Here is a 25,874-nt window from a genome sequence, read left to right on the forward strand (position 1 = left end):
ATTTTCCCGGTTTGCCACACCAGAACGGGCCCGGCGCCATGCCCCGGGCCCGTCGTATTTCAGTCCCAGCGCTGCTGATAGGAAAACGTCGGTAGTTTCCAACCGAAACGAATTGCCAGCATGCGGAAAACGAATCCGCCGACGAAGCAGATCGCCGTATTGAGGCCCGCATCGACCCCCAGCTCGCGCAGGATCAGATAGAGGGCACACACCGCCAGCGAAACACTGGCGTAAAGCTCGCGGCGGAAAACGATCGGCACCTGATTGCAGAGCACATCGCGCAGCACCCCCCCGCTGATACCGGTGAGCATGCCGGCCATGATCACCACCACCACCGGATAATTGAGCTGCAAGGCAATGCTGCTGCCGATCAACGAAAAAGCGATCAACCCCAGCGCATCGAGCATCAGAAAGATGCGCTTCATGTGGTGCATGTAGGGCGCGATGAGCATGGTCAGCAGGCCCGAGCCCAGAACGAGATAGACATAGGCCGGATGCTGCGTCCAGCCAATCGGATAGTTGCCAAGCACCACATCGCGGATGGTGCCACCGCCCAGCGCGGTGACGAAGGCGATCACCGCCACACCGAAGGCGTCCATATTGCGCCGCCCCGCCGCCAGCGCCCCGGACATGGCTTCTGCAGTAATCGCCACCAAATAAATGAAGAGCATGAAATCAACCTGCTCCGTCCAGTCGGTCTGAAAAAAATCATACAGTGCGTTCATTACCTGCCTCGCTGAAAATCATTGCGTCGCCAGCCGCCACAGCGACGTGACCTCGGCGGCGCGCGCCGCGTGCAAAGGGTCGCCCGCATCCTGCACTTTAGCGTGTCCGGGCCGGGTATCGAGCCGCCCGACCACCTGCAAACCGGCGGCGGCAATCCATTCTTCCAGTTCGCGCCGCGAACGCAAGCCGAGATGCTCGGCCAGATCGGAAAGAATCAACCAGCCCTCGCCACCGGGCAGCAAGTGCGCGGCCAGTCCTTGCAGGAAGCCACGCAACATGCGCGAATCGGGATCATAAACCGCCATTTCCACGGGTGAGGTCGGCTGCGCCGGCAGCCAGGGCGGATTGCAGACCACCACGGTGGCCCGCCCCGGGGGAAACAGGTCGGCGGCAAGCACGCTCACCTGACTGGCCAGACCGAGGCGCTCCATATTCTCCGCCGCACACTCCAGCGCCCGTGCCGCCAGATCGGTCGCCACCACCTGCAGCCCGCGTCGAGCCAGCACTGCCGCCAGCACACCGGAGCCGGTGCCAATATCAAAGGCCAGCGCCGCGCCGGGAGGCAGAGGGGCAGTTGCCACCAGATCGATGTATTCCCCGCGCAGCGGAGAGAACACGCCATAGCGGGGATGAATACGCCCGCCAGCGGCGGACACCGACACGCCTTTTTTCTGCCATTCACAGGCACTGACCAGCGCCAGCAATTCACGCAAGGCGACCACGCTGTTATTCCCGTCCGGCTTGCCCCAGGCAGCCCGGCAGGCGGTGCGCACATCCTGCGCACGCGGCAGCTGCACCTTGTAGTCCGGCCCCAGAGGGACCAGCAGGCGCGCCAGCAACGCCGCCCGCTCGCCCTGCACCGCCCGGTGCCGGGCGAAGGTGATGGCCGGCGAAACGTCCGGCTGGACGCGAAAGAGTTGGGCCGCACGCTGTGTCAGCGCCTGCAACACGCGCCGGGCGGCGATCCAGTCGCCACGCCAGAGCAAATGCCGCCCCGCGCGCAAAGCGTCCAGAATGGCCGCAAGCGGCCACTGCTCATCGGCCGTTTCCAAGGCCGGCGGCGCTGGCAACCCGGCTTCGCTGCGCCAACGCGCCCGCCGCAGACGGCCTTGATCACTCCATTCGAGATAGGGCGGCAGATCGCTCATGCAGAATCACAGCCAGACGTGTCGCCGCCGCACACCGCGACGACGGGCAGATTATTGACGCACCCGGGGCACAAGCCAGCCGGGCAACCACGCAAAACAAAACCATTGGAAAGCCGGCCGATAAGCCGGGTTCTGTTCCCCTCTTGCGAGGTTCGGCAATCATTCCTCTAGGCCTGCCGTCACCGACAGGCTCAAGCAACCTACCCGGAAGCAGCGTGGGCCACGCCTGACGCTTCCCTATTTGGTCTTGCTCCGGATGGGGTTTAGCGTGCCACCGAACGTTACCGCCGGCGCGGTGGGCTCTTACCCCACCCTTTCACCCTTACCTGCCGGGCTTCCCCGGCGGGCGGTCTGCTCTCTGTTCCACTTTCCGTTGCCTTGGGTCTTGCGACTTATAGCACCCAGCCGTTAGCTGGCATCCTGCCCTGCGGAGCCCGGACTTTCCTCCCGATACCGAAGTATCCAGCGATTGCCTGGCCGACTTTCCGGGGCGGATTATACGCTGCGCAGTAACAGCTGATGCGCAGCCCTTGCCTCACGGACGCAGCCACCACCCCGGACGGCGACACGGCCCCCTGACGCCCTACACCGGCAACACCCCCCGATCCACCACTCGCCGCAGGACAAAGCTGGTATGCACGCCGGTCACGCCCGGGATGCGCGTGATCTTGTTGAGCAGCAGTTGCTGGTAGTCGTCCATGTCGTGCACCACCACCTTCAACTGGTAATCCGACTGCTGGCCGGTGATGAGCAGACATTCCAGCACCTCCGGAATGTCGGCAATCGCCGTTTCCAGACTGGCGAAACGTTCTGGTGTGTGCTGATCCATCGAAATGCCGATCAGGGCCATCAGGCTCAAACCGAGTTTCCTGGCATCGAGTACAGCGCGGTAGCCGGCGATGATGCCCGCCTCTTCCAGCACCCGTACCCGCCGCAAGCAGGGCGAAGGCGACAGGCCGATCCGCTCGGCCAGATCCTGATTACTGATGCGCCCGTCCGCCTGCAATACGGCAAGAATTTCCCGGTCGTAGCGATCAAGAGTGATTTTGTTTTCCATAACGAACAATTTACGCAATTAAATTTCAAAATACACGCAAACAATGCCACAAAACGCAAGCACCTGCCGCGCTTTTTTACTTAATATTTCGCCATTGGAAATTTTTCACGGAGCAGCACCATGGCACAGGTTCACAACGACAAATACAAACCCTTTCCGCAAGTCAAATTGACCGACCGGCAATGGCCGGGCAAGACCATCGACAAAGCCCCGATCTGGATGAGCACCGACTTGCGTGACGGCAACCAGGCCTTGTTCGAGCCGATGAACCAGCAGAAGAAGATGGAGATGTTCGAAACCTTGTGCCGCATCGGCTTCAAGGAAATCGAAATCGCCTTCCCCTCGGCCTCGGAAACCGAATTCAACTTCGTGCGCGGCCTGATCGAAGGCGGCCACATTCCCGACGATGTCACCATCGAAGTACTCACCCAGGCGCGCGAACACTTGATCCGGCGCACCTTTGAGTCCTTGCGTGGGGCGCGCCGCGCCATCATTCACATCTACAACGCCACCTGCCCGGCCTTCCGCGATTTCGTCTTTGGCATGAGCAAGGCCGAAGTGATCAAGATGGCGGTGGATGCAGTGCATCTCATCCGCCAGTTGGCGGCGGAAATGCCGGAAACCGAAATCGTCCTCGAATACAGCCCGGAATTGTTCACGGCCACCGAACTCGAATTCGCCAAGGAAGTGTGCGATGCCGTCACCGCCGCCTGGGGCGCCACCCCGCAACGCAAGGTGATCCTCAACCTCCCGGCCACGGTGGAAGTCGCCACCCCTAACGTTTATGCCGACCAGATCGAATGGATGCACCGCCATCTCGCGCGCCGCGACAGCGTGCTCATCAGCGTGCACCCGCACAACGACCGTGGCACCGCCATCGCCGCCGCCGAACTCGGCTTGATGGCTGGCGCCGACCGCGTTGAAGGCTGTCTCTTCGGCAACGGCGAACGTACCGGCAACGTCGATCTCGTCACCTTGGCCTTGAACCTCCACACGCAGGGCGTTGATCCGCAACTTGATTTCTCGGACATCAACAACGTCGCCCGCGTCTACGAACACTGCACCCAGCTCCCCATCCATCCGCGCCATCCGTACGCGGGGGATCTCGTTTTCACGGCTTTTTCAGGCTCCCACCAGGATGCCATCAAAAAGGGGTTTGCCGCGCAAAAGGCGGATGCGACCTGGGCAGTGCCCTACTTGCCGATCGATCCGGCTGACGTGGGCCGCAGTTACGATTCCATCATCCGGGTGAACAGCCAGTCCGGCAAAGGCGGCATTTCCTACATCATGGAACACGACTACGGCATCGTCATGCCGCGCCGCCTGCAGGTGGAATTTTCCGGCGTCGTCCAGCGCCATGCCGACAGCCACGGCGGCGAAATTTCCGGTGAGGAAATCTGGCAGTTGTTCGCCGATACCTACCTCAATGCCGGCGCACAGGTCCGTTACCGCGAGCACCATCTGTTCGAAGAAGGTGGGCAGCAGGCCATCCGTCTCGGCGTCGATATCAACGGCGTGGCGCACAACTTGAACGGTGTCGGCAACGGTCCCATCAACGCCGCCATGCACGCGCTCACCAGCGCCGGCTTGCAGGCCCAGGTGCGCAGCTACGAAGAGCGTTCCATGGTGCCGGCCGGCGATGACGGTAACGCCAGTGCCGTCGCTTTCATCGAAATGGCGGCCAGCGGCTGTGGCGAATGCTACGGCGTCGGGATCGACAGCAACATCGTGACGGCGTCGATCAAGGCATTGGTCAGCGGCATCAACCGCCTGCCGCAGAGCGCACCGCAAAAAACCGCCTGATCCCCCCGGGGATCACCCTTCGCCCCAGCGCCGGCTGGGGCGAAGTCGTTTACTCCGAGGTCGCGCCCTGCACGAACACGAACTTGCCCTTCTGCATGCGGAAGATGCCCTCGAATTCGCCCATGCCGCCTTCCGGTTCATTATCGAGGCGACCCCAGGATTCGCAGGTCTGCGATTCGGTGGCATACATCTTCTTGCCCATCTTGACGATGTAGGCGCCCGACGGCACCCGATACACTTCAACCTGCGTATTTTCCGTGCCCACACCCAGGGCGTGGCGGCGGGTACACACCGGCATGCGCGATACCACCACGAAATAATTGACCTTGTTGTCCCAGGGCACCGGCTGCTCACGCACCACCGACAGGGTATGTTCACGGCTGCCATCAATCGACCAGGCGGCCTGATCATCGACACAGGCTGTGAGCAGCGGCAACGCCAGCAGGGCTGGCAGCGCCGCCCGCAAACGACGGCTCCAGGCGGGATTTACGGGGCGCATGGTGGTCTCTCCTCGCGATGTATTCAGTCCAGCTTCCAGGCCAGGGTTTCGCCGGCGCGTAACGGCACGATGTCATCCCCTGCCAGATAAGGATAGCTCGTCGGCACCGTCCAGTCGGTTTTGCGCAGCGTGATCTTTTCCGTATTGCGGGCCAGACCATACCAGTCGGCACCATAAAAACTGGCAAAGCCCTCCAGTTTGTCGAGTGCGCCGACCTGCTCGAAAGCCTCGGCATACAGTTCAACTGCAGCATAGGCCGTATAGCAGCCGGCACACCCGCAGGCGGCTTCCTTGGCGCTGCGCGCATGCGGCGCCGAGTCGGTGCCAAGGAAGAATTTCGGGTTCCCGGAGCTCGCCGCCGCCAGCAGCGCCTGACGGTGTGTTTCACGCTTCAGGACCGGCAGGCAATACCAGTGCGGACGCACCCCGCCCTGAAAAATGGCGTTACGGTTGTAGAGCAGATGGTGCGCGGTGATTGTGGCGGCGATCGTGGCCGGCGCGGTGGCAACAAATTCGGCGGCATCGCGTGTGGTGATGTGCTCCATCACCACTTTCAGCCGCGGGAAACGCTGCGTCAAAGGCAGCAACACCGTATCGATGAACACCTTTTCCCGGTCAAACAGGTCGATGGCCGGATCGGTCACCTCGCCATGCACCAGCAACGGCAGACCGCAGCACTCCATTTCAGCCAGTGCCGGCCAGGCTTTTTCGATGGCGGTGAGGCCGGCATCGGAATTGGTTGTTGCCCCTGCCGGGTAGAGTTTGACCGCATGCACGAAACCGCTGGCAGCCGCCTGGGCGATTTCCTCGGCCGGGGTGTTGTCGGTCAGGTAGAGCGTCATCAGCGGCGTGAACTCCAGTCCCGCTGGCAGTGCGGCAAGAATCCGCTGGCGGTAAGCCTGCGCCTGAGCGACGGTCGTCACTGGCGGCTTCAGATTGGGCATGATGATGGCACGCGCAAACTGGCGTGCGGTATGCGGCAGCACAGCGGCCAGAGCCACATCATCGCGCAGATGCAAATGCCAGTCGTCCGGCCGGGTAAGCGTAAGTTGCATGAGATTCTCCAGAAACTGCTGCCGATTTTAGATGAAGTCAGTGTCGACGCGCTGAAACTGGTGCGAAAACAATGACACGCAGAATACTCGACACCTATTATTTTCTTGGCTATAGTTTCATTATACGAACACCTGTTTCGTATCGTGAAATAAAACACTGCTCACAGCACCACTGCGGCATCCATGACGAAAGCGCGCTGCACTACAGCGCGTAAAGCGTTAAAGTTGTCGGACCTATCCGGTACGACATAATCAAAAACCAATGCAGGAGACATATCATGGCCGATCAGCCACATCACCCGCCTCTCGACACCGACGCACAGGAAACCCAGGAATGGATGGAGGCGCTCGACGGCGTCATCAACAACGAAGGCGCAGAGCGCGCCCACTACCTGATCGAGCGCCTGATTGCCCAGGCCCGCGAAGAAGGCATTGATCTGCCTTACTCGGCCAACACCGAGTACATCAACACCATCCCGGTCGACCAGCAGCCCAAGTATCCGGGCAATGCCGACATCGAGATCAAGATTCACAACTACGTGCGCTGGAACGCGATGGCCATGGTGGTGCGTGCCAACAAGCACACCAATGTCGGCGGCCACATCGCCTCCTTCGCCTCCGCTGCCGTCCTCTACGACGTCGGCCTGACCCATTTCTGGCACGCCCCCTCCGAAAAACACGACGGCGACCTGATCTTCTTCCAGGGCCATTCGGTCCCCGGCGTATATGCCCGCGCCTACCTGCTGGGTCGCCTGACGGAGCAGCAACTGGACAGCTTCCGCCAGGAAACCGGCGGCAAAGGCATTTCCTCCTACCCGCACCCCTGGCTGATGCCGGATTTCTGGCAGTTCCCCACGGTCTCCATGGGCCTCGGCCCGATTCAGGCGATCTATCAGGCCCGCTTCATGAAGTACCTGGCGTCGCGTAACCTGATCGATGCGGAAAAAGCACGCAGCCGCAAGGTCTGGGCCTTCCTCGGCGACGGCGAGACCGATGAAGTCGAATCGCTCGGCGCCATCGGCATGGCCGGCCGCGAAAAGCTGGACAACCTGATCTTCGTCATCAACTGCAACCTGCAACGCCTCGACGGCCCGGTGCGCGGCAACGGCAAGATCATCCAGGAACTGGAATCGGAATTCCGCGGTGCCGGCTGGAACGTCATCAAGTTGATCTGGGGCACCCACTGGGATGCGCTCTTTGCCCGCGACAAGAAAGGCATCCTGAAGAAACGCATGATGGAATGCGTCGATGGCGAATACCAGACCTTCAAGGCCAAGGACGGCGCCTATGTCCGCGAGCATTTCTTCAACACGCCGGAACTGAAGGAACTGGTCGCCGACTGGACCGACACCCAGATCTGGCGTCTGAACCGTGGCGGCCACGATATCTTCAAGATCTTCTCCGCCTACAAATCAGCCATCGAACACCAGGGCGCCCCCACCCTGATCCTGGCCAAGACCATCAAGGGCTACGGCATGGGCGGCGCCGGTGAAGCGATGAACATCTCGCACCAGCAAAAGAAGATGGACCGCGAACAGATCAAGCGTTTCCGCGACCGTTTCCTGCTGCCGGTGACCGATGACCAGATCGACGAACTCCCCTACCTGAAGTTCGCCGAAGATTCGCCGGAATACAAATACATGCAGGAACACCGCGCCGCGCTCGGCGGTTACCTGCCGCAACGCCGCCGCCGTGCCGCACCGCTGCAGGTGCCGCAGCTCGACAACTTTGCCGCCCTGCTCAAGGCCTCCGGCGAAGGACGCGAACTGTCCACCACCATGGCCATCGTGCGCATCATGAACATGTTGCTCAAGGACAAGCAGGTGGGCCGTCATGTCGTGCCCATCGTGCCGGACGAATCGCGCACCTTCGGCATGGAAGGCATGTTCCGCGCCGTCGGCATCTGGAACCAGCAGGGCCAGAATTACGTGCCGGAAGACCACGACCAGCTGATGTTCTACAAGGAGACCAAGGACGGCCAGGTGCTGCAGGAAGGCATCAACGAGGCGGGCGCCATGAGTGACTGGATCGCCGCCGCCACCGCCTACTCGGTGCACAACGTGCAGATGATCCCCTTCTACATCTGCTACTCGATGTTCGGCCTGCAACGCACCTTCGATCTCGTCTGGGCCGCCGGCGACCAACGCGCCCGCGGCTTCCTGATCGGCGGCACCGCTGGCCGCACCACGCTGAACGGTGAAGGCCTGCAGCACGAGGACGGCCACAGCCTGATCCTGGCCAATCTGGTACCCAACTGCATTTCCTACGACCCGACCTTCCAGTATGAAGTCGCCGTCATCGCTCAGGATGGCATGCGCCGCATGTTCCAGGAGCAGGAGGACGTTTTCTACTACATCACGGTGATGAACGAAAACTACGAGCATCCGGAAATGCCGGCGGGTGCGGAAGCCGACATCATCAAGGGCATGTATGCCTTCAAGAAGGGCGGCGAAGGCCAACTCCGCGTGCAGCTGCTCGGCTCCGGCACCATCTTCCGCGAAGTCATCGCCGCCGCCGAACTGCTCAAGCGCGACTGGGGCGTCGAAGCCGACATCTGGGGCTGCCCCAGCTTCAACGAACTGGCCCGTGACGGCCAGGATGCCGCCCGCTGGAACCTGCTGCACCCGCTCGATGAACCGAGGCTGTCGCACGTCGAGCAGAAGCTCGGCGGCACGACTGGCCCGGTGATCGCCGCCACCGACTACGTCAAGCTGTTCGCCGAACAGATCCGTCCCTTCGTCAAGCGTACCTACGTCACGCTCGGCACCGACGGTTTCGGCCGTTCCGACACGCGGGAGGCGCTGCGCCACCATTTCGAGGTAGACCGCCACTGGGTGACCCTGGCCGCGCTCAAGGCGCTGGCTGACGACGGTCAGATTGATCGTGACAAGGTCGCCGCTGCGCTGCTCAAGTACAACCTGGATCCGGCCAAGCCGAATCCGCTGACGGTTTAAGGGAGGCCCACCATGAGCCAACTGATTGAAGTCAAGGTACCGGACATCGGCGATTTCTCCGACGTGCCGGTGATCGAGCTGTACGTCAAGGTCGGCGACACGATCAAGATCGACGACGCCATTGCCACGCTCGAATCCGACAAGGCGACGATGGACGTGCCGTCCCCGGTGGCCGGTACAGTCAAGGAAGTACTGGTGCAAATCGGTTCCAAAGTAGCGGAAGGCGCCCTGCTGATCAAGGTCGAAACTGGCGCGGCTGCCGCTGTTGACGCGGCTCCTGCCGCCGCTGCGGCACCAGCACCTGCCGCCGCACCCGCCGCTCAGGCGGCTGCACCTGCCCCGGCTGCCGCCGGCGGCCTGGTCGACATCACGGTTCCAGACATCGGCGACTTTTCCGACGTGCCGGTGATCGAGCTGTACGTCAAGGTCGGCGACACGATCAAGGTCGACGACGCCATTGCCACGCTCGAATCCGACAAGGCGACGATGGACGTGCCGAGCACGGTTGCCGGCGTGGTCAAGGAAGTGCTGGTGCACGTCGGTTCCAAGGTCAGCGAAGGTGCGCTGCTGATCAAGGTGGAAACCGGCGCTGGCGCAGCCACCCCGGCCACCGCCCCGCAAGCACCTGCACCAGCGCCAGTTGCTGCTCCGGTTGCAGCCGCGCCCGCCACCACACCGAGCGCCACACCCGCCGTACTGCCCCCGGCCCTGCCGGTCGGCGGCAAGGTTCACGCAACGCCGTCGGTCCGCGCCTATGCCCGCGAACTCGGCGTCGATCTGTCCAAGGTCGTCGCCTCCGGCCCCAAGGGTCGCATCCTCAGGGAAGACCTGACCAAGTACGTCAAGGGCGTGATGTCCGGCGCCACCGCGGCACCGGTCGCTGCTGCCGGCGCCAGCCTCGGTGGCGGACTCGACCTGCTGCCCTGGCCGAAGGTCGATTTCGCCAAGTTCGGCGAAATCGAGGTCAAGCCGCTGTCGCGCATCAAGAAGATTTCCGGCCAGAACCTGTCGCGCAACTGGGTGATGATCCCGGCCGTGACCTACCACGAGGACGCCGACATCACCGACCTCGAAGCCTTCCGCGTCCTGCTCAACAAGGAAAACGAGAGGGGCGGCGGGGCGAAACTCACGATGCTGGCTTTCCTGATGAAGGCTTGCGTCAAGGGTCTGCAGAAGTTCCCGGAATTCAATGCCTCGCTCGACGGCGACAACCTGGTGCTGAAGAAATACTTCAACATCGGCTTCGCCGCCGACACGCCGAACGGCCTGGTCGTGCCGGTGATCAAGAACGCCGACAAGAAGTCAGTCTTCGAGATCGCCCAGGAATCCGGCGACCTGGCCAAGCAGGCGCGTGACGGCAAGCTCAAGCCGGCCGACATGCAGGGCGCCTGCTTCACCATTTCCTCGCTCGGCGGCATCGGCGGCACCTACTTCGCGCCGATTGTGAACGCGCCGGAAGTGGCCATCCTCGGCGTCAACAAGTCGGCGATGAAGCCGGTGTGGGACGGCAAGCAATTCGTGCCGCGCCTGACCTTGCCGCTGTCGCTGACCGCCGACCACCGCGTCATCGACGGCGCGCTGGCGACCCGTTTCAACGTCTATATCGCACAACTGCTCGCCGACTTCCGTCGCGTCGCGCTGTAAGGGAGAAGAACCATGAGCAATCTGGTTGAAGTGAAAGTCCCGGACATCGGCGATTTCGACAGCGTGCCGGTGATCGAGCTGTTCGTGAAGGTCGGCGACACGCTCCAGGTAGACGACGCCATCGTCACCCTGGAATCGGACAAGGCAACGATGGACGTGCCATCGCCAGTCGCCGGCACGGTGAAGGAAGTGCTGGTGCAGGTCGGCTCGAAGGTCGGCGAAGGTGCGCTGCTGATCAAGGTCGAGTCGGGTGCTGCGGCAACTACTGCCCCGGCACCAGCTACCGCCGCTGCTCCGGTGGCGGCGCCGGTCGCTGCCCCGACGGCCGCCGCCCATGCCGGCGGCGCCGACATCGAATGCGACATGCTGGTGCTGGGCGGTGGCCCCGGCGGCTATTCGGCCGCTTTCCGCGCCGCCGACCTCGGCCTGAAGACAGTCATCGTCGAACGTTACGCAACGCTCGGCGGCGTCTGCCTCAACGTCGGTTGCATTCCGTCGAAGGCGCTGCTGCATGTCACCGCCGTACTGGAAGAAACCGCCCACCTGGCTGACGCCGGCGTCAGCTTCGCCGCGCCGCAGATCGACGTGGACAAGCTGCGCGCCCACAAGGAAAAGGTCGTCGGCAAACTGACCAGCGGCCTGGCCGGCATGGCCAAGGGACGCAAGGTCGACATCGTGCGTGGTATCGGCGCTTTCCTCGACCCCCACCATCTGGAAGTCGAAGTCACCGACGGCAGCGGCCAGGACAAAACCGGCAGCAAGAAGGTGGTGAAGTTCAAGCAGTGCATCATCGCCGCCGGCTCGGCGGCCGTGCATCTGCCCTTCATCCCGCAGGACCCGCGCATCATCGATTCGACTGGCGCGCTGGAACTACCGACGTTTGGCAAAAATTCGGTGCCGAAGAAGATGCTGGTCATCGGCGGCGGCATCATCGGCCTGGAAATGGCCACCGTGTACTCGGCACTGGGCGCCAAAATCGATGTCGTCGAAATGGCCGACGGCCTGATGCAGGGACCGGACCGCGACGCGGTCAAGGTCTGGGAAAAGCAGAATGCCCAGCGTTTCGAGCGCATCATGCTGAAGACCAAGACCGTCGCCGTCGAGGCCAAGGAAGACGGTCTGTGGGTCAAGTTCGAGGGCGAAGGCGCCCCGAACGCCGACGCCGTGCGCTACGACATGATCCTGCAAGCCGCCGGCCGCGCACCGAACGGCAGGAAGATCGCCGCCGACCAGGCAGGTGTCGCCGTCGACGAACGCGGCTTCATCCCGGTCGATGCCCAGATGCGCACCAACGTGCCGCACATCTTCGCCATTGGCGACATCGTCGGCAACCCGATGCTGGCGCACAAGGCAGTGCATGAAGGTCACGTCGCGGCGGAAGTCGCAGCAGGACACAAAGCCGCCTTCGACGCCCAGGTCATCCCCGGCGTCGCCTACACTCATCCGGAAGTCGCCTGGGTCGGTTACACCGAAGCGCAGGCGAAAGAGGAAGGACGCAAGGTCGAAGTCGCCAGGTTCCCCTGGGCGGCGAGTGGTCGCGCCATCGCCAACGGTGCCGACTACGGCTTCACCAAGCTGATCTTCGACGCCACGGAAAACGGCGGGCACCGCGTCATCGGCGGCACCATCGTCGGTCCATCGGCCGGCGACATGATCGGCGAGGTCGCGCTGGCCATCGAGATGGGCTGCGACGCAGTGGATATCGGCAAGACTATCCACCCGCACCCGACGCTTGGCGAAAGCATCGGCATGGCCGCCGAAGTCGCACACGGCAGCTGTACCGACCTGCCGCCGCAGCGCAAGAAGTAACACGCCACAGGCAAGCCAATAACGGCAGGAGACATCTCCTGCCGTTATTCATTGCGCATGGAAGACCTGACCGCAGCGGTCGTCAGACACGCATCACGCCGCCGCAAAACGCGTGCGCGTGCGATTGGCAAACGCCACCAGCGACAGCATCACCGGCACTTCCACCAGCACACCGACCACCGTCGCCAATGCTGCACCGGAGTTGAGGCCGAACAAGCCAATGGCAACCGCCACTGCCAGCTCAAAAAAATTCGACGTTCCAATCAAGGCGCACGGCGCGGCGATGCGGTAAGGCAGTCGCCAGACCCAGGCCCACGCATAGGCAAGGGCAAAAATACCGTAGGACTGCAGCACGATGGGCAGGGCGATCAGGGCAATCAGCAGGGGCTGGGCGAGGATGATTCCCCCCTGAAAACCGAACAACAGCACCACCGTCAGCAGCAGCCCGAGCATGGACAGAGGTTTGATGCGGGCGGTAAACGCTGTCACCGCCGCCTGACCACCACGGGCAATCAGGGAACGCCGCGTCAGTCCACCAGCGATCAGCGGCAGCACGATGTAGAGCACGGCCGAGAGCACCAGCGTTTCCCAGGGCACGGCGATGTCCGTCACCCCCAGCAGAAAGGCCACGATCGGGGCAAACGCCACCACCATCACCAGGTCGTTGATCGTGACCTGTACCAGGGTATAGCTGGGGTCGCCCCGCGTCATTTGCGACCAGACGAACACCATCGCCGTGCATGGCGCAGCGCCCAGCAGGATCAGGCCGGCAATGTATTGCTGGGCGTTGGCTGGCTCGATGATGCCGGCGAAAAAATAATTGAAGAACAAGACTGCCAGACCCGCCATGGTGAACGGCTTGATCAGCCAGTTCACTGCCAGGGTGATCACCAGCCCCTTGGGGCGCTGCCCGACAGCCTTCAGCGAACCCAGATCAATGGCGATCATCATCGGGTACACCATCGCCCAGATCAGCACCGCCACGACCAGATTGACCGACGCATATTCCAGTGCCGCCAGCGCGTCGAAGACGCCCGGAAGCAGATACCCCAGCGCGATGCCGGCAAGAATGCACAGGCCGACCCACAGGGTCAGGTAGCGTTCAAAAATGCCCATGGGCGAATCGGCGGCTGTTTTTTGTGAAATTTCACAGGTTACGGACACGACTGTCTCCTCCGCTCAGGCGTCACGCAGCTGACGCAACTCAAGATGATTCATGATGACTTCCGCCATGATGCTGCGGGCAGAGTTGCCGCTGCAGATGAACAGCACGTTGTAAATTTTCTGGTCCATCTCAGATTCCTTCAGTGATTGATTCTGCCAACTCACGCAAGCGCCTGGCGCCAATCGGCTCTTCCCGCAGGAGCGGCACGACCGCGAAGCGGCTGGCATGGCGGGTTGCCACCGCCTCGATCTCGCACAGTTCGTTATGGGCCCGCTGGCGCAGGAGCGGAGCCCGCGGTTGGGCGGCGGCGATACTGTTATTCACCACCCATGCCCACGGTTCAATACCGGCACGGCGCAGGTCGGATTGTAGGTTGGCAGCTTCCAGCACTGGCGTCGTCTCGGCCAGCGTGACCAGCAGCACCTTGGTCTGCTGCGGGTCTTGCAGCTGCATCATCGGTGTCGTGTAGTGCAGGCCGGAGCCCCCCATCTGGCGGCTGATCTCACGGTGATATGCACCGGTGGCATCGAGCAGCAGCAGGGTGTGGCCGGTCGGAGCCGTATCCATCACCACGAACTTCTTGCCGGCCTCACGGATGATGCGCGAAAAGGCCTGAAATACCGCGATCTCCTCGGTGCAAGGCGAGCGCAGATCCTCCTCGAGCAAGGCACGACCGGCGGCATCGAGCTGCGCCCCCTTGGTGTCGAGCACATGCTGGCGGTAGCGCTCCGTCTCCGCGTGGGGGTCGATGCGACTGACCGTCAGATTGGCCAGCGATCCGTCCAGAGTCTCCGCCAGATGGGCAGCCGGATCGGATGTAGTCAGATGAACCGACAGACCGCGGTGCGCCAGTTCAACGGCAACGGCGGCGGCCAGCGTGGTCTTGCCCACACCGCCTTTGCCCATGAGCATGACCAGGCCATGCCCGTCGCGAGCAATCTCGGCGACCAATGTAGACAGATTGGGCGCGGCAAGCCGGGCCGGCAGTTCGATCGGCGCTGGATTTTCTGCGTCAGCAGTCGGCACCAGCAACTGGCGCAGGGCATCCAGGCCGACCAAGTTGAAGGATTTGAGCGCAACCAGATCCCGCGGCAGCGCTTTGAGCTCTTCCGGAATGGCAGCAAGCGCCGCCTGCTCCCGGCGCAGGATCGCCGCCGCCAGTTCGTCCTGCTCCGCCTGCCCGGCCGGGAGAACACCGTTGATGACCAGATACTGCTGCGACAAGCCGATGGCCGCCAGCTCGGTATGGGTCCGCGCCACTTCCCGCAGCGTTGCAGACTGCGCACGCGCCACCAGAACCAGACGCGTCCGCAATGGATCGGCTAGCGCGGCAACTGCGGCCTTGTACTGGCTGCGCTGCTTCTCCAGGCCGGCCAAAGGCCCGAGACAGGAAGCATCACCTTTGCCTGCTTCAAGAAAACCACTCCACGCCCCCGGCAGTTGCAGCAGGCGGATGGTGTGACCTGTGGGCGCAGTATCGAAAATGATGTGCGCGTAATCAGCGGTCAGCGCCGCGTCGGTCAGCAATGCGGTGAACTCGTCGAAGGCAGCGATTTCCGTCGTGCAGGCACCGGAGAGTTGCTCCTCGATACCCTTGACCACCGTCTCGGGCAGCACACCCCGCACCGGTCCGACGATGCGGTCGCGGTAGGCTTGCGCTGCCGCCTGTGGGTCGATTTCGAGCGCGAACAGCCCGGGCACGGCGGCAATGGGGGTGATGTGATTGCCGATGTCCGTGCCGAACACCTGCCCCACGTTCGACGCCGGGTCGGTGCTGACGAGCAGGACGCGCTTGCCTGCGGACGCCAGTTGAACAGCGGTGGCACAGGCAATGGACGTCTTGCCGACGCCCCCTTTGCCGGTAAAGAAAAGGAAACGTGGCGGATGCTGGAGAAAATTCATGACATTCACTCATTCAGCAACAACGGCCGCCGGCGCAGCAAGACGCTGGTGCAGACTCCGGAGTGACCATCGCTATACCGAGCCAGCGGGCCAGCTCCGTGCGCTTGGGGTAGCGACCAGCCAACGTAACTTCGCCATCGACCAAGATCAGCGGCAGCGCCTCTTGCCCGGAGCGCTCCAGAAAGGCTCTGACGTGCGGATTCTCCGCGAAGGCCAGTGGCTGCAGCGCGAGGTTGAAGCGTTCAATCTGCGCACCATTCTGCCTCGCCCAGTCCACATCAGCGGCAAAGCTCACCAGCGCCTGGTCAACCTCAACGCCACAGACGCCCGTGCTGCAGCACAGTGCGGGATCAAAAATCTGAATGCTTGCCATGATGAATCCTTCCATGAGTGATGTTGCGGAATGAAACTGTTGCCCTGCCATTCCTCTGTCTTTTTGCCACCACCGTCATGCCATCGGGGTGCCGATGCGCTCGAGCTCTGCGGTGAATCTGACCTTGTCTTGCCACAACGCATCCAGCGGCAGTGCCAGAAACGCTTCGATCCGCGCCCGCAGGATGCGATAGGCCGTTTCGAATGCGGCATCGATCTGCGCATCGCTGCCCGTGACGTGTGCCGGATCATCGACCCCCCAGTGGCAGCGCAACACCGGGCCCAGGTACGCAGGACAGGTTTCCCCGGCGGCACTGCCACACACCGTAATCACAAGATCCGGTGTCGCCGGCAGGTGTTCCCAGGATTTGCTGTGGTAGCCCGCAGTGGCAATTCCCTCACGTGCCAGCCGGGCCAGCGCACGCGGGTGCACCTGTCCAGTCGGCTGACTGCCCGCACTCATCGCCCGCCAGCCGGCAGGCGCCAGGTGATTGAAAGTGGCTTCGGCAAGGATCGAGCGGCAAGAGTTGCCCGTACAGAGGAAAAGGATGTTCATGTTTCAGATGTCCCAGCAGTTGAAAACAAAGGCGGCAGCACCGCTTCCGAGCAACCGGAGGCTCGGCGCAGATCGGCGCACAGTTGTGGCTGACCAGCGCAGCACTCTTCCGTCAGATAGGCAATCAGCTCCAGCATCAGCGGAATGTTGGCGCGATAGCGCTGAAAACGCCCCTCTTGTTCCACAGTGAGCAAGCCCGCCTGCGTCAGCGCCTTGAAATGAAAGGACAGATTGTTCGGCGGCACATCGAGCGTCGTCGCAATTTCGCCCGCCACCATCCCCTCCATGCCCTTGCGCACGAGCAGGCGGTACACATCCAGGCGCAGACCGGATGACAGCGATTCGAAAATTAAAAGGGCAGTGTGTTTTTCCATGTTTCAACTATACAACTTTAGTTGAAATGTTGATTTAAATTTTGATGACAGTTCATCGCAGCGCCGTCTCCGCCGATGCCGCCCTACTCCCCGGCCACCGTTTCCGCACATCAAGTTCCCCACCCTGAAGACGTAAAAGCAGGTACCCCCGCAGAATCTCCACAGGAGTGGTGCCATGATCATTCAAAACACCCGCCAACTCGACCTTGCCAGCAGCTACAGCAAGACCGTCAGTCACGAGCGCAGTGAATCCTTACGCCTCTGGAAAGACGGCAGCAGCGTCGAAATGGCCAGCAAGCAGCGCGACAGCATCAGCATTTCCGCTGCGGCGCATTTCTCTCTGCAGCAGGGCCTGCGTGAAAGCGGTCAGCGCAGCCCGTCCGTACTGCCCACCGTGGCACGGGCCGAGCCAGCGGTTATCGCCGCGCCGTTGCCGGCGCTTGCCAGTGCATCGCCCGGCGCCAGCCCGAGCCTGAGCGGGCAGAGCGCCAGCACGGAGAAACTGCGCGATGAAGAGGCATGCACCGACGAATCGCCCAAGATCACCCTCATTCGCCGCCTGATCGAATTGCTCAGCGGCAGGAAAGTCGAGGTGTTTTCCGCCAGCGATCTGGCTGACAGCGAAGCCGGCAAGCTGATGGCCGGTGACAAGAACCTGCCCCCAGCCAGTCAGGGCGGCGCCAACTGGGGCGCCGTCGTCGAAACGCACGAATTGCGCGAAGAATACGAAGCGAGCAGTTTCACTGCCAGTGGCAGCGTACGAACCGCGGACGGACGGGAGATTTCGTTCCAGATGGAACTCAGCATGGAGAGCTACTTCCGCCAGGAAAGCTCGACCCGTGCCCAGTTCGGGCAGGCAACCAAAGATCCCCTGGTCATCAATTTTTCCGGTAGCGCCGCAGAGCTGACCGATCAGTTTTTCCGCTTCGATCTGGACGGCAACGGCCAGCAGGAAGAGATTCCCACCCTTGCTTCCGGCAGCGGCTATCTTTTCTTTGACCGCAATGGCGATGGCGTCGTGAACAATGGCAAGGAGCTATTCGGCCCGGCCACCAATAATGGATTCAGCGAGCTCGCCGCCCTGGATGACGACGGCAACGGCTGGATCGACGAGGCCGATGCCGCTTTCTCTCAACTGGGCATCTGGCGCCAGCGCCCGAATGGCGAAAGTGAGTACAGCAGCCTGAAGGAAGCCGGTATCGGCGCCCTCGCCCTGGCTCACCTCGCGACGCCCAACAACCTGCGCGGCAATGCCATGCAACTGCTCGGCGAAGTGCGCAGCAGCGGTCTGGCGCTCAGCGAAGACGGCCGACCGCTGGCCATGCAGCAAATCGATCTGGTCGTCCGCTGAAGGCCGACCCGGCATCCAGCCGGCATCGGCACTTATTCCGCGACGCAGCAAAGCATTGCGCAACACGCCGGCCGCAGGCCGGCCGGCTTGCTCTAGAATTGCCGCATGCCTCATTCCCCTCCCCTTGCCCGTCGCGATTTACTGCAGGCCGGTCTTGATCTGCTCGATCAGGGCCTCAGCGTCTTTGACGGAGAATTGCGGCTGGTTGCCTGGAATCGCCCATTTCTCGAACTGCTCGACTTCCCCCCGGAGTTGGCCGAGGTCGGCCGCCCCTTCGCCGACTTCATCCGCTATAACGCCGAACGCGGTGAATACGGCCCGGGCGACCCGGAAGCGCAGGTCGCCGAACGTGTCTCCGCCGCCCGCACCTGCTCCCCGCATGTGCGTGAGCGGCGCCGGCCCAACGGCAATCTCCTGCTGCTGCGTGGCGAGCCTTTGCCCAACGGCGGCTTCGTCACGCTCTACAGCGACATCACCGAACAGCGCTATCTGGAAGACTTGAGCGAGCACCAGAACCAGCAGCTCGATGAACGCGTGCGCCGGCGCACGGCGCAACTGGAAAATGCCAACGCCCAACTGCGCCGCGCCAATGCCGAAAACACCAAGATCGCGGCGGCGCTGAGTCGTAGCGAAGCCCGCCTGCGCCTGATCAACGACACCGTCCCCATGCTGATCGCCTACGTCGACCGGGCGCAGATCTACCGCTACGTCAACAAGGGCTATGCCGAATGGTTCAGCCTGGCGGAGAGTGGCATCGTCGGCCGCGCCGTCGCCGATGTGGTGGGCAGTGAAGTTTACGCACAGGTCGCCGGCAACTTGCAGCGCGCCCTTGCCGGCGAACGCATCACTTACGAATACCGCATGCCGCGGGCCGGACAAACCGCCTACGCGCACAGCACCCTGGTCCCCGAAATCGGTAGCGACGGCCAGACGCTGGGCGCCTTCGTCTTCGCCCACGACATCACCGAACAGAAACGGATGCAGGCCGCTCTGCTGCAGGCACAGAAGATGGAAGCCATCGGCAGCCTGACCGGGGGGCTGGCGCATGATTTCAACAATCTGCTCACCGTCATTATCGGCAACCTCGCCGCGCTCGAAGAACAACGCGGCAGCGACCCGGCCATCGGCGATTTTGTCGCACCCGCGCTGCAATCGGCCCGCCGCGGGGTACAGCTGATCCGGCGGCTGCTCACCTATTCCCGGCAGCAGCCGCTGGAACCGCAGGCGGTGGACATCGCCCGCTTGCTGGCCGATCTGGCTCGTCTTATCCGCCGCTCCCTGCCGGACAACATCACTCTGACCAGCCCCGTCAGCAGCACCGAGGCGTCCGACCTGTTCGCACTCGCCGACCCGGCGCTACTCGAAAGTGCCCTGCTCAATTTCGCGCTCAATGCGCGCGATGCCATGCCCGGCGGCGGCTGCCTGACGGTCTCCGCCGAGGCGGTCGAACTGCCGGCCGACGCTCCGGAAACCGCTGAATTCGATGTCCCCCCCGGGCACTATGTCAGCATTGCCGTGGCCGATGACGGCTGTGGCATGGACGCCCAGACCCTGGCCCACGCCTGCGAACCTTTTTTCACCACCAAACGTCTGGGGCTGGGCAGCGGCCTGGGGCTCGCCATGGCGCAGGGGTTCGTGCGCCAGTCGGGCGGCGGCATGCGCATCCGCAGCGAACCGGAGCGCGGCACACAGGTGGAAATCGTCCTGCCGCAGACCGCCCCTCCCCTGGCCGCAGCACCATCGCTGGCCAGCCCGGCGCCCGCCGCCAACGGCGCCCTGGTACTTCTGGTCGAAGACGACAACGAGGTGCGCCGGGTCGTCCGGCAGCAATTGATCGAACTCGGCCACCCGGTGATCGAGGCAGAAAACGCGGAACAGGCCCTGGCCATGGTCGAACAGATCAGCGACATTGCCATCGTAGTCAGCGACGTGCTGATGCCCGGCAGCCTCAATGGCCGCCAATTGAGCGAGCGTATCCGGCATAATCGGCCCCAGATGCGCATCGTCCTGGTCAGCGGTTACGCCGACGACGCCCCCCGCCCGGGCGATCCGCCCGTACTTGCCAAACCCTTCACCCGTCAGGATCTCGCCCGTGCCTTGGCGCGCACCGAACAAGAATCCGATGCATGAAAGACAAGACATGAAAGATAACGACAACGGCAAACTCATCGCCATCGTCGAGGACGATCCCGATATTGCCCGCATCATCGAACAGGTGCTGGGCGATTTCGGTTTTCGCACCCTGTGGTGCCGTAGCGGCAACGATTTGCTGCGCCGCCTGCGCAATCTGACCCCGGCGTTGTGCATCATCGATCTCGGGCTGCCTGACATGGACGGCATCGAGGCAATGCAGAAGGTGCGTGCGCAAACATCCTGCGGCATCCTCATCCTCACCGGCCGGGCGCATGTCAGCGACCGGGTGATGGGGCTCGAACTCGGCGCCGATGACTACATGCTCAAACCCTTCGAGCCCCGCGAACTGGTGGCCCGGGTCCGCAGCATCCTGCGCCGGCGCGAAAGCATGCCGGACGAAGCCCCGCAGGCCATCGCCCGCTTTGCCGGCTGGCAATTCAATTTTGCCAACAACACCCTGCGCAATCCGGGCGGCGAGGAAGCCGTACTCAGCACGGCCGAAGCAGAATTGCTGCAGGTGTTCGTCAAGCATCCCAACCGTATCCTCAACCGCGAAAAGCTGATGGGCAGCCGCGACGACAGCACCAGCGACCGCGCCATCGACGTGCGCATCTCGCGTCTGCGGCGCAAGCTGGAGCCCGACGCCAACAGCCCGTCCTTCATCAAGACGGTCTATGGCGCCGGTTACCTGTTCCTGGCCGAAGTCACCTGGAGTGAGGGCTAAGCCCTACTCGTCGTCCTCACGCAGCTGGAAGCCACTGGCCAGCTGCTGCTGAATGGCCGGCGGCACGGCGGCGTAGCGGGCAAACTCCACCACATAACCGCCCGCGCCGCCGGTGAGGGATTTCAGGCGCGAGGAATAGTCGTTGAGCTCAGCCAGCGGCACTTCGCCGCAGACGGCAACACGCCCCGGCCCGCGCCCATCGGTTCCGGTGAGATGACCGCGCCGGCCACTCAGATCGCTGGACAAATCACCAACAGCGCTTTCCGGCCCCACGATCTCGATCGTGACCAGGGGTTCCAGCACCTGCGGCCGGGCATTTTTCACCGCTTCGATGGTGGCTTTGCGCGCGGCAATGACGAATGCGATTTCCTTGCCATCGACCGCATGCGTCTTGCCGTCGAACACCGTGACCTTGATGTCCTCGACCGGAAAACCGGCCACAACGCCGCCGGCCAAGGCCTGGCGGACACCTTTCTCCACCGCCGGAATGAATACGCCAGGAATCACCCCACCCTTGATGGCATCGACGAATTCGAAACCGGCGCCACGCGGTAACGGCTCGACCCGCAGATGCACCTCACCGAACTGCCCAGCACCGCCGGACTGCTTCTTGTGCCGATGCATGGCTTCCGCACTTGCCGCAATCGTTTCGCGGTAGGGAATTGCCGGCGGCCGCGTGCTGACTTCCAGCTTGTACTGCTGCGCCATGCGCTCCAGCTTGCTGGCCAGATGTCCATCACCCAGGCCACGAATCACCGTTTCATGCATTGCCGGATGGCGTTCGACCAGGAAGGTCGGATCTTCCTGGGCCAGCTTCCCCAGAACATCGAACAGGCGCTGTTCATCGCCCTTCTTCAGGGTTTCCACCGCCAGGCCAACCATCGGCCGCGGCAACCGCAGCGGCGCCAGATGAATATGATCTTCATCGTGCGAGTCGTGCAGCACACTGTCGAAAACGATCTCGTCGACCTTGGCGATGGCGCCAATCTCGCCCGCCACCAGCTGCTCCACTTCGATCATGTCCTTACCCTGGACGCGGTAAAGATGCGCCACCTTGATCGGCCGCCGGGCGTCACCAACGAACAGCGACGCATCCTTTCTCAGCGTACCTTGATGGACACGGAACACGCCGACCTTGCCCTGATAGGGATCGACCTGCACCTTGAACACATGCGCCAGCACATGTCGGGCCGGGTCAGGCTGGGCCGCGAAGCTTTCCACCTCGCCCCCCGGCTCACCGCGCAGGAAGGGTGGCGGATTGCCTTCGGCGGGGGTGGGGGCGAGCTGCGCCAGGACATGCAGCAACTCGGGAATACCGGCCCCGGTCCTGGCGGATACGAACAAGACCGGGATCAGATGCCCGGCCCGCAGCGCGGCTTCGAACGGCGCGTGCAGGTCCGCTGGCGCCGGATCGTTGCCGTCTTCCAGATAGCGCGCCAGCAGGGTTTCGTCCTCTTCAATCAACTGGTCGATCAGCGCCCGATGGGCAGCAGCCACCGAGGCAAAATCAGCCGCACCTTCGCTCTGCTCGAGCACGTCGATCACCTGCGCCGAAGCCGCCGCCGGCAGATCGAGAAACAGGCAGGCCGGGCCGAACCGCGCGCGGATGTCGGCCACCAGCGCCGGCAGATCGAGATTGTCGGCATCGATCCGATTGATCACCAGCATGCGGCACAACTTGCGCTCGCCGGCATAACGGAACATGCGTTCCGTCATGGCCTCGATACCATTCTGTGCGTTGATGACGATCAGTGCGGTGTCCGCTGCCGCCAGCGCGGCCACCGCCTGCGCCGCATGGTCGGGTGTCCCCGGGGTATCGATGAACTGCAGGCAGGCGCCCTCGTAGGGCAGCGAGAAAATGGCGGAATTCATCGAATGCCCGGCCGCTTTTTCCTGTGCCTCGAAATCGCACAGCGTCGTGCCGCGCTCGACACTGCCCTTTTCGCGCAGCACACCACTGGCGAACAGAAGGGTTTCCGCCAGGGTGGTCTTGCCCGCACCGGCATGGCCGAGCAGGGCCAGGGTGCGTAATTGTTCCGGGGAATAGCGTGAATCAGCCTGCAATGCCATGTCGTTCTCCTTGAGAAATCGGCCGCAGGGCCGAGGGTTCAGCGCATTTTTGCGTTTTCCACCATTTCGGCGACCAGGCGCTCGGCGAAATAGGGGCCAAGCGCCAGGATGACCGCGCCGGCCAGGGCCAGCAGGACCAGCGCAGCAATCAACTGCCAGCGGGCGCGGCGAAACTCATCGCCTTCGCGCCAGGCGTACCAGAGCGGGCCGGCCACTGGCAGAAGCACCACCGGCAGCGCCACACGCCAGCCGCGCGCCAGAGCCGCCGGCAGGGTATTGATGTAGCCGACCAGCAGCAACGTGACGCCGCCGGCAAGCAGCAGGGAGGTGACCAGGGCGAAAGCGAGAAAACTGTTGTCCATCACTGTGTATCTTTACTGAAAGTTTTACGGTGTATCCGACGACTTCTTTTGCGGCCTTTGCCAGCCTTCCAGGGTCAGCTGCCGCGGGCGGGAGACGGTCAGGGCATTCGGCGGGGCATTCTTGGTCAGCGTTGTGCCGGCCCCCAGGGTAGCCCCCCGGCCGACGGTCACTGGCGCCACCAGCTGCGTGTCGGAACCGATGAAAACATCATCCTCGATGATGGTCTTGTGCTTGTTCACACCGTCGTAGTTGCAGGTGATGGTGCCGGCGCCCACATTCACCCGCTCGCCGATCTCGGCGTCACCGATGTAGGCCAGGTGGTTGGCTTTCGATTGCCGGCCCAGACGGCTCTTCTTGATTTCGACAAAATTGCCGACATGCACTTCCGCCGCCAGCTCGGCGCCCGGACGCAGGCGGGCATAAGGCCCGATCACAGCCTGTTCGCCAATGACCGCATCCTCGCAGTGGCAGAAGGCGGCCAGGCGCGTCCCGGCAGCGACCGTGACATTTTTCAGTACGCAGTAGGGGCCAATCTCCACACCATCCCCCAGCGACACCTCGCCTTCGAACACGCAGCCGACATCGATACTGACATCCCTGCCGTGCTGCAATCGACCACGGATATCGATGCGAGCCGGATCAGCCAGGCGCACCCCGGCCACCAGCAGCGCTTCTGCCTGGTTACGCTGATGGCAGCGCTCCAGTTCGGCCAGTTGCACCTTGCTATTGACCCCAAGCACTTCCCAGTCGGCCGCCGGCTGCGCGGTACGCACCGGCACGCCTTCGGCCACCGCCAGCGCGACAATATCGGTCAGGTAGTACTCACCCTGGGCATTGTCATTTTTCAGCTGTCCCAACCAGTCCGCCAGACGGGCGGTGGGCATGGCCATGATGCCGGTGTTGATTTCACGGATGGCCCGCTCGGCCTCGCTGGCATCTTTTTGCTCGACGATTTTCGTCACCTCGCCCGCCGCATTGCGCACGATGCGGCCATAGCCGGTGGGGTCGGGCAAATCGACCGTCAGGATGGCCAGCCCCTCACGTCCGGCCGCCAGCAGCTGTTGCAAGGTTTCCAGACGGGTCAGGGGCACATCGCCGTACAGCACCAGGGTTTGCCCGGCATCCGACAGCAGCGGCAAGGCCTGCGCCAGCGCATGCCCGGTGCCGAGTTGCCGGGCCTGCTCGGCCCACTGCACGTCGGCAGCAGACAGGGCTTGCTGTACCCGCTTGCCGCCGTGGCCATGAACGACAATCAGTTTTTCCGGCGCCAGCAGACGGGCGGTATCAAGAACGTGACCAACCAGCGGTTTGCCGGCAATCGGGTGCAGCACCTTGGGCAGGTCGGAAACCATGCGCTTGCCTTGTCCGGCAGCGAGAATGACGATATTCATGCGGCGTGCTTCATGAGGTGACGGAAAGCCCGGCAGTATAACGGCTCAAGGCCCCCTCATTGCGCCCGTGCTTCATTCCCCGCGTTCAGCAGTTCATTGAGCACGGCAGCGCCACGCGTCGACACGAACCAGTGCAAGACGTTCTTGTCGTTGATGCGGGTTTCGATCACGCCAAGCGATTTCATCACCGTCAGCCGCTGGCTGACGAATTCGCGCTGCAAGCCGGTACGCTCGCACAGCGCCGCAAGATTGCCATAGACGAACCGCTCTTCCGCCAGTGCCCGCAGGATTTCCACATCGTTGTAGGAGAGCACCTCACGCGGATCGGGTTCAGCCGGTTTCTGGGCTTCCTTCTGCGCTTCGATTTCGGCTTTCTGCGCCGCCAGCACCAGGGCTTCATCACGCTTCTGGCGCAACTGGCCGACATCGCGCCGCACCATCTCCATCTGCCCCAGCAGACGCAGCGCAATATTTTCGAACAGACGGCGCGACGCCACCACGTAAATCAGGCAGAAACCGGCAAAGACGTAAAAATCCACCGGCTTGGTCCGCGCCCCTTCGAGCAGGGTGCTGGAAATCATGTTGAGGAACAGGGGCACGGTAAACACCGCCACCATGCCGAAGATCGGGTACTTGATCCAGTCGCGCCCCCCCGCCTCGCCCTGACGTTCAGCCAGGAAATAATTGGCGGCGCCGCCAAGAATTCCTGCCAACACCATGATTGCGAGAATCAGCAGCATGTGGCCATCCAGGCCACTACTCGGCATGCTGATCTGAA

At 62.8% G+C, this 25,874-nt stretch carries 22 protein-coding genes and 1 other RNA gene; 7 read left to right on the forward strand and 16 right to left on the reverse strand.

Annotated elements, in window-relative coordinates; all coding sequences use genetic code 11:
• Nucleotides 1-59 precede the first annotated feature (59 nt).
• From JYJ39_RS07815 to JYJ39_RS07830, 4 genes are all read right to left on the reverse strand, one after another.
• Nucleotides 60-725 carry a trimeric intracellular cation channel family protein gene (locus JYJ39_RS07815; RefSeq protein ID WP_240189594.1) on the reverse strand — a complete coding sequence of 222 codons (666 nt, stop codon included), beginning with the start codon at nucleotides 723-725 and terminating at the stop codon, nucleotides 60-62.
• An 18-nt stretch (nucleotides 726-743) separates the two neighbouring features.
• Nucleotides 744-1,874 carry a methyltransferase gene (locus tag JYJ39_RS07820; protein WP_205203422.1) on the reverse strand — a complete coding sequence of 377 codons (1,131 nt, stop codon included), beginning with the start codon at nucleotides 1,872-1,874 and terminating at the stop codon, nucleotides 744-746.
• 105 nt (nucleotides 1,875-1,979) lie between these two features.
• Nucleotides 1,980-2,359, reverse strand: an RNA gene (gene rnpB / locus JYJ39_RS07825) — RNase P RNA component class A.
• A 98-nt stretch (nucleotides 2,360-2,457) separates the two neighbouring features.
• Nucleotides 2,458-2,919, reverse strand: coding sequence for an Lrp/AsnC family transcriptional regulator (locus JYJ39_RS07830; RefSeq protein ID WP_205203592.1), 462 nt, complete (start codon nucleotides 2,917-2,919; stop codon nucleotides 2,458-2,460).
• Nucleotides 2,920-3,051: 132 nt separating this feature from the next.
• Here JYJ39_RS07830 and leuA point away from each other — a divergent pair, with 132 nt between their 5' ends.
• Nucleotides 3,052-4,734: a 2-isopropylmalate synthase gene (gene leuA / locus JYJ39_RS07835; protein WP_205203425.1), complete on the forward strand. Its 1,683-nt coding sequence runs from the start codon at nucleotides 3,052-3,054 to the stop codon at nucleotides 4,732-4,734.
• A 49-nt stretch (nucleotides 4,735-4,783) separates the two neighbouring features.
• Here leuA and JYJ39_RS07840 read toward each other — a convergent pair whose 3' ends face one another.
• Nucleotides 4,784-5,233: a hypothetical protein gene (locus JYJ39_RS07840; protein ID WP_205203427.1), complete on the reverse strand. Its 450-nt coding sequence runs from the start codon at nucleotides 5,231-5,233 to the stop codon at nucleotides 4,784-4,786.
• A 23-nt stretch (nucleotides 5,234-5,256) separates the two neighbouring features.
• Nucleotides 5,257-6,288 carry a dihydroorotase gene (pyrC, locus tag JYJ39_RS07845; RefSeq protein ID WP_205203429.1) on the reverse strand — a complete coding sequence of 344 codons (1,032 nt, stop codon included), beginning with the start codon at nucleotides 6,286-6,288 and terminating at the stop codon, nucleotides 5,257-5,259.
• Nucleotides 6,289-6,566: 278 nt separating this feature from the next.
• Here pyrC and aceE point away from each other — a divergent pair, with 278 nt between their 5' ends.
• From aceE to lpdA, 3 genes are read left to right on the forward strand one after another with little or no spacing between them, the layout of a single operon-like run.
• Complete coding sequence (aceE, locus tag JYJ39_RS07850; RefSeq protein ID WP_205203430.1) at nucleotides 6,567-9,242, forward strand: pyruvate dehydrogenase (acetyl-transferring), homodimeric type; 2,676 nt, start codon at nucleotides 6,567-6,569, stop codon at nucleotides 9,240-9,242.
• 12 nt (nucleotides 9,243-9,254) lie between these two features.
• Nucleotides 9,255-10,886, forward strand: coding sequence for a dihydrolipoyllysine-residue acetyltransferase (gene aceF / locus JYJ39_RS07855; RefSeq protein WP_205203431.1), 1,632 nt, complete (start codon nucleotides 9,255-9,257; stop codon nucleotides 10,884-10,886).
• A gap of 12 nt (nucleotides 10,887-10,898) precedes the next feature.
• Entirely contained in the window at nucleotides 10,899-12,695 is a 1,797-nt protein-coding gene (lpdA, locus tag JYJ39_RS07860) for a dihydrolipoyl dehydrogenase (protein WP_205203432.1), read from the forward strand.
• A 93-nt stretch (nucleotides 12,696-12,788) separates the two neighbouring features.
• On the opposite strand, the gene arsB is transcribed toward lpdA, so the two are convergent.
• The 6 genes from arsB to JYJ39_RS07890 form a co-directional block, all read right to left on the reverse strand.
• A complete protein-coding gene (arsB, locus tag JYJ39_RS07865) occupies nucleotides 12,789-13,811 on the reverse strand; it encodes an ACR3 family arsenite efflux transporter (RefSeq protein ID WP_205203593.1) in 1,023 nt (340 codons plus the stop codon).
• Between the two features lie 63 nt (nucleotides 13,812-13,874).
• Entirely contained in the window at nucleotides 13,875-13,988 is a 114-nt protein-coding gene (locus tag JYJ39_RS07870; protein WP_205203433.1) for a hypothetical protein, read from the reverse strand.
• A gap of 1 nt (nucleotide 13,989) precedes the next feature.
• Nucleotides 13,990-15,762, reverse strand: coding sequence for an arsenical pump-driving ATPase (arsA, locus tag JYJ39_RS07875; protein WP_205203435.1), 1,773 nt, complete (start codon nucleotides 15,760-15,762; stop codon nucleotides 13,990-13,992).
• Nucleotides 15,763-15,775: 13 nt separating this feature from the next.
• Nucleotides 15,776-16,150 (reverse strand): arsenite efflux transporter metallochaperone ArsD, encoded by a 375-nt coding sequence (gene arsD, locus JYJ39_RS07880; protein ID WP_430622469.1) that lies wholly within the window; start codon nucleotides 16,148-16,150, stop codon nucleotides 15,776-15,778.
• A gap of 60 nt (nucleotides 16,151-16,210) precedes the next feature.
• The gene (locus JYJ39_RS07885; protein ID WP_205203436.1) at nucleotides 16,211-16,690 is read right to left on the reverse strand and encodes an arsenate reductase ArsC; all 480 of its coding nucleotides are present in this window, start codon (nucleotides 16,688-16,690) and stop codon (nucleotides 16,211-16,213) included.
• Nucleotides 16,687-17,064, reverse strand: a complete 378-nt coding sequence (locus JYJ39_RS07890) for an ArsR/SmtB family transcription factor (RefSeq protein WP_205203437.1) — start codon at nucleotides 17,062-17,064, stop codon at nucleotides 16,687-16,689. Before JYJ39_RS07890 ends, JYJ39_RS07885 begins: the two co-directional genes overlap by 4 nt.
• A gap of 175 nt (nucleotides 17,065-17,239) precedes the next feature.
• Between JYJ39_RS07890 and JYJ39_RS07895 the strand changes: the two genes are divergently transcribed.
• The 3 genes from JYJ39_RS07895 to JYJ39_RS07905 all read left to right on the forward strand — a co-directional run bounded on the left by JYJ39_RS07895 (nucleotide 17,240) and on the right by JYJ39_RS07905 (nucleotide 21,272).
• Entirely contained in the window at nucleotides 17,240-18,415 is a 1,176-nt protein-coding gene (locus JYJ39_RS07895) for a VCBS repeat-containing protein (protein ID WP_205203439.1), read from the forward strand.
• A 105-nt stretch (nucleotides 18,416-18,520) separates the two neighbouring features.
• Nucleotides 18,521-20,545 (forward strand): PAS-domain containing protein, encoded by a 2,025-nt coding sequence (locus JYJ39_RS07900; RefSeq protein ID WP_205203441.1) that lies wholly within the window; start codon nucleotides 18,521-18,523, stop codon nucleotides 20,543-20,545.
• A 10-nt stretch (nucleotides 20,546-20,555) separates the two neighbouring features.
• Nucleotides 20,556-21,272, forward strand: coding sequence for a response regulator transcription factor (locus JYJ39_RS07905; protein WP_205203444.1), 717 nt, complete (start codon nucleotides 20,556-20,558; stop codon nucleotides 21,270-21,272).
• A 3-nt stretch (nucleotides 21,273-21,275) separates the two neighbouring features.
• Here JYJ39_RS07905 and fusA read toward each other — a convergent pair whose 3' ends face one another.
• Genes fusA through JYJ39_RS07925 form a run of 4 tightly spaced genes read right to left on the reverse strand, consistent with a single transcriptional unit; the run spans nucleotide 21,276 to nucleotide 25,836 of the window.
• On the reverse strand, nucleotides 21,276-23,342 hold the full coding sequence (gene fusA / locus JYJ39_RS07910) for an elongation factor G (RefSeq protein WP_205203446.1): 2,067 nt from the start codon (nucleotides 23,340-23,342) through the stop codon (nucleotides 21,276-21,278).
• A 38-nt stretch (nucleotides 23,343-23,380) separates the two neighbouring features.
• Complete coding sequence (locus JYJ39_RS07915; RefSeq protein ID WP_205203448.1) at nucleotides 23,381-23,704, reverse strand: hypothetical protein; 324 nt, start codon at nucleotides 23,702-23,704, stop codon at nucleotides 23,381-23,383.
• A 24-nt stretch (nucleotides 23,705-23,728) separates the two neighbouring features.
• Complete coding sequence (glmU, locus tag JYJ39_RS07920; protein ID WP_205203449.1) at nucleotides 23,729-25,096, reverse strand: bifunctional UDP-N-acetylglucosamine diphosphorylase/glucosamine-1-phosphate N-acetyltransferase GlmU; 1,368 nt, start codon at nucleotides 25,094-25,096, stop codon at nucleotides 23,729-23,731.
• A gap of 56 nt (nucleotides 25,097-25,152) precedes the next feature.
• Nucleotides 25,153-25,836 (reverse strand): YEATS-associated helix-containing protein, encoded by a 684-nt coding sequence (locus tag JYJ39_RS07925; protein ID WP_240189595.1) that lies wholly within the window; start codon nucleotides 25,834-25,836, stop codon nucleotides 25,153-25,155.
• Between the last annotated feature and the right edge of the window lie 38 nt (nucleotides 25,837-25,874).

The organism is Azonexus hydrophilus (genome assembly GCF_905120355.1).
Classification (GTDB): domain Bacteria; phylum Pseudomonadota; class Gammaproteobacteria; order Burkholderiales; family Rhodocyclaceae; genus Azonexus.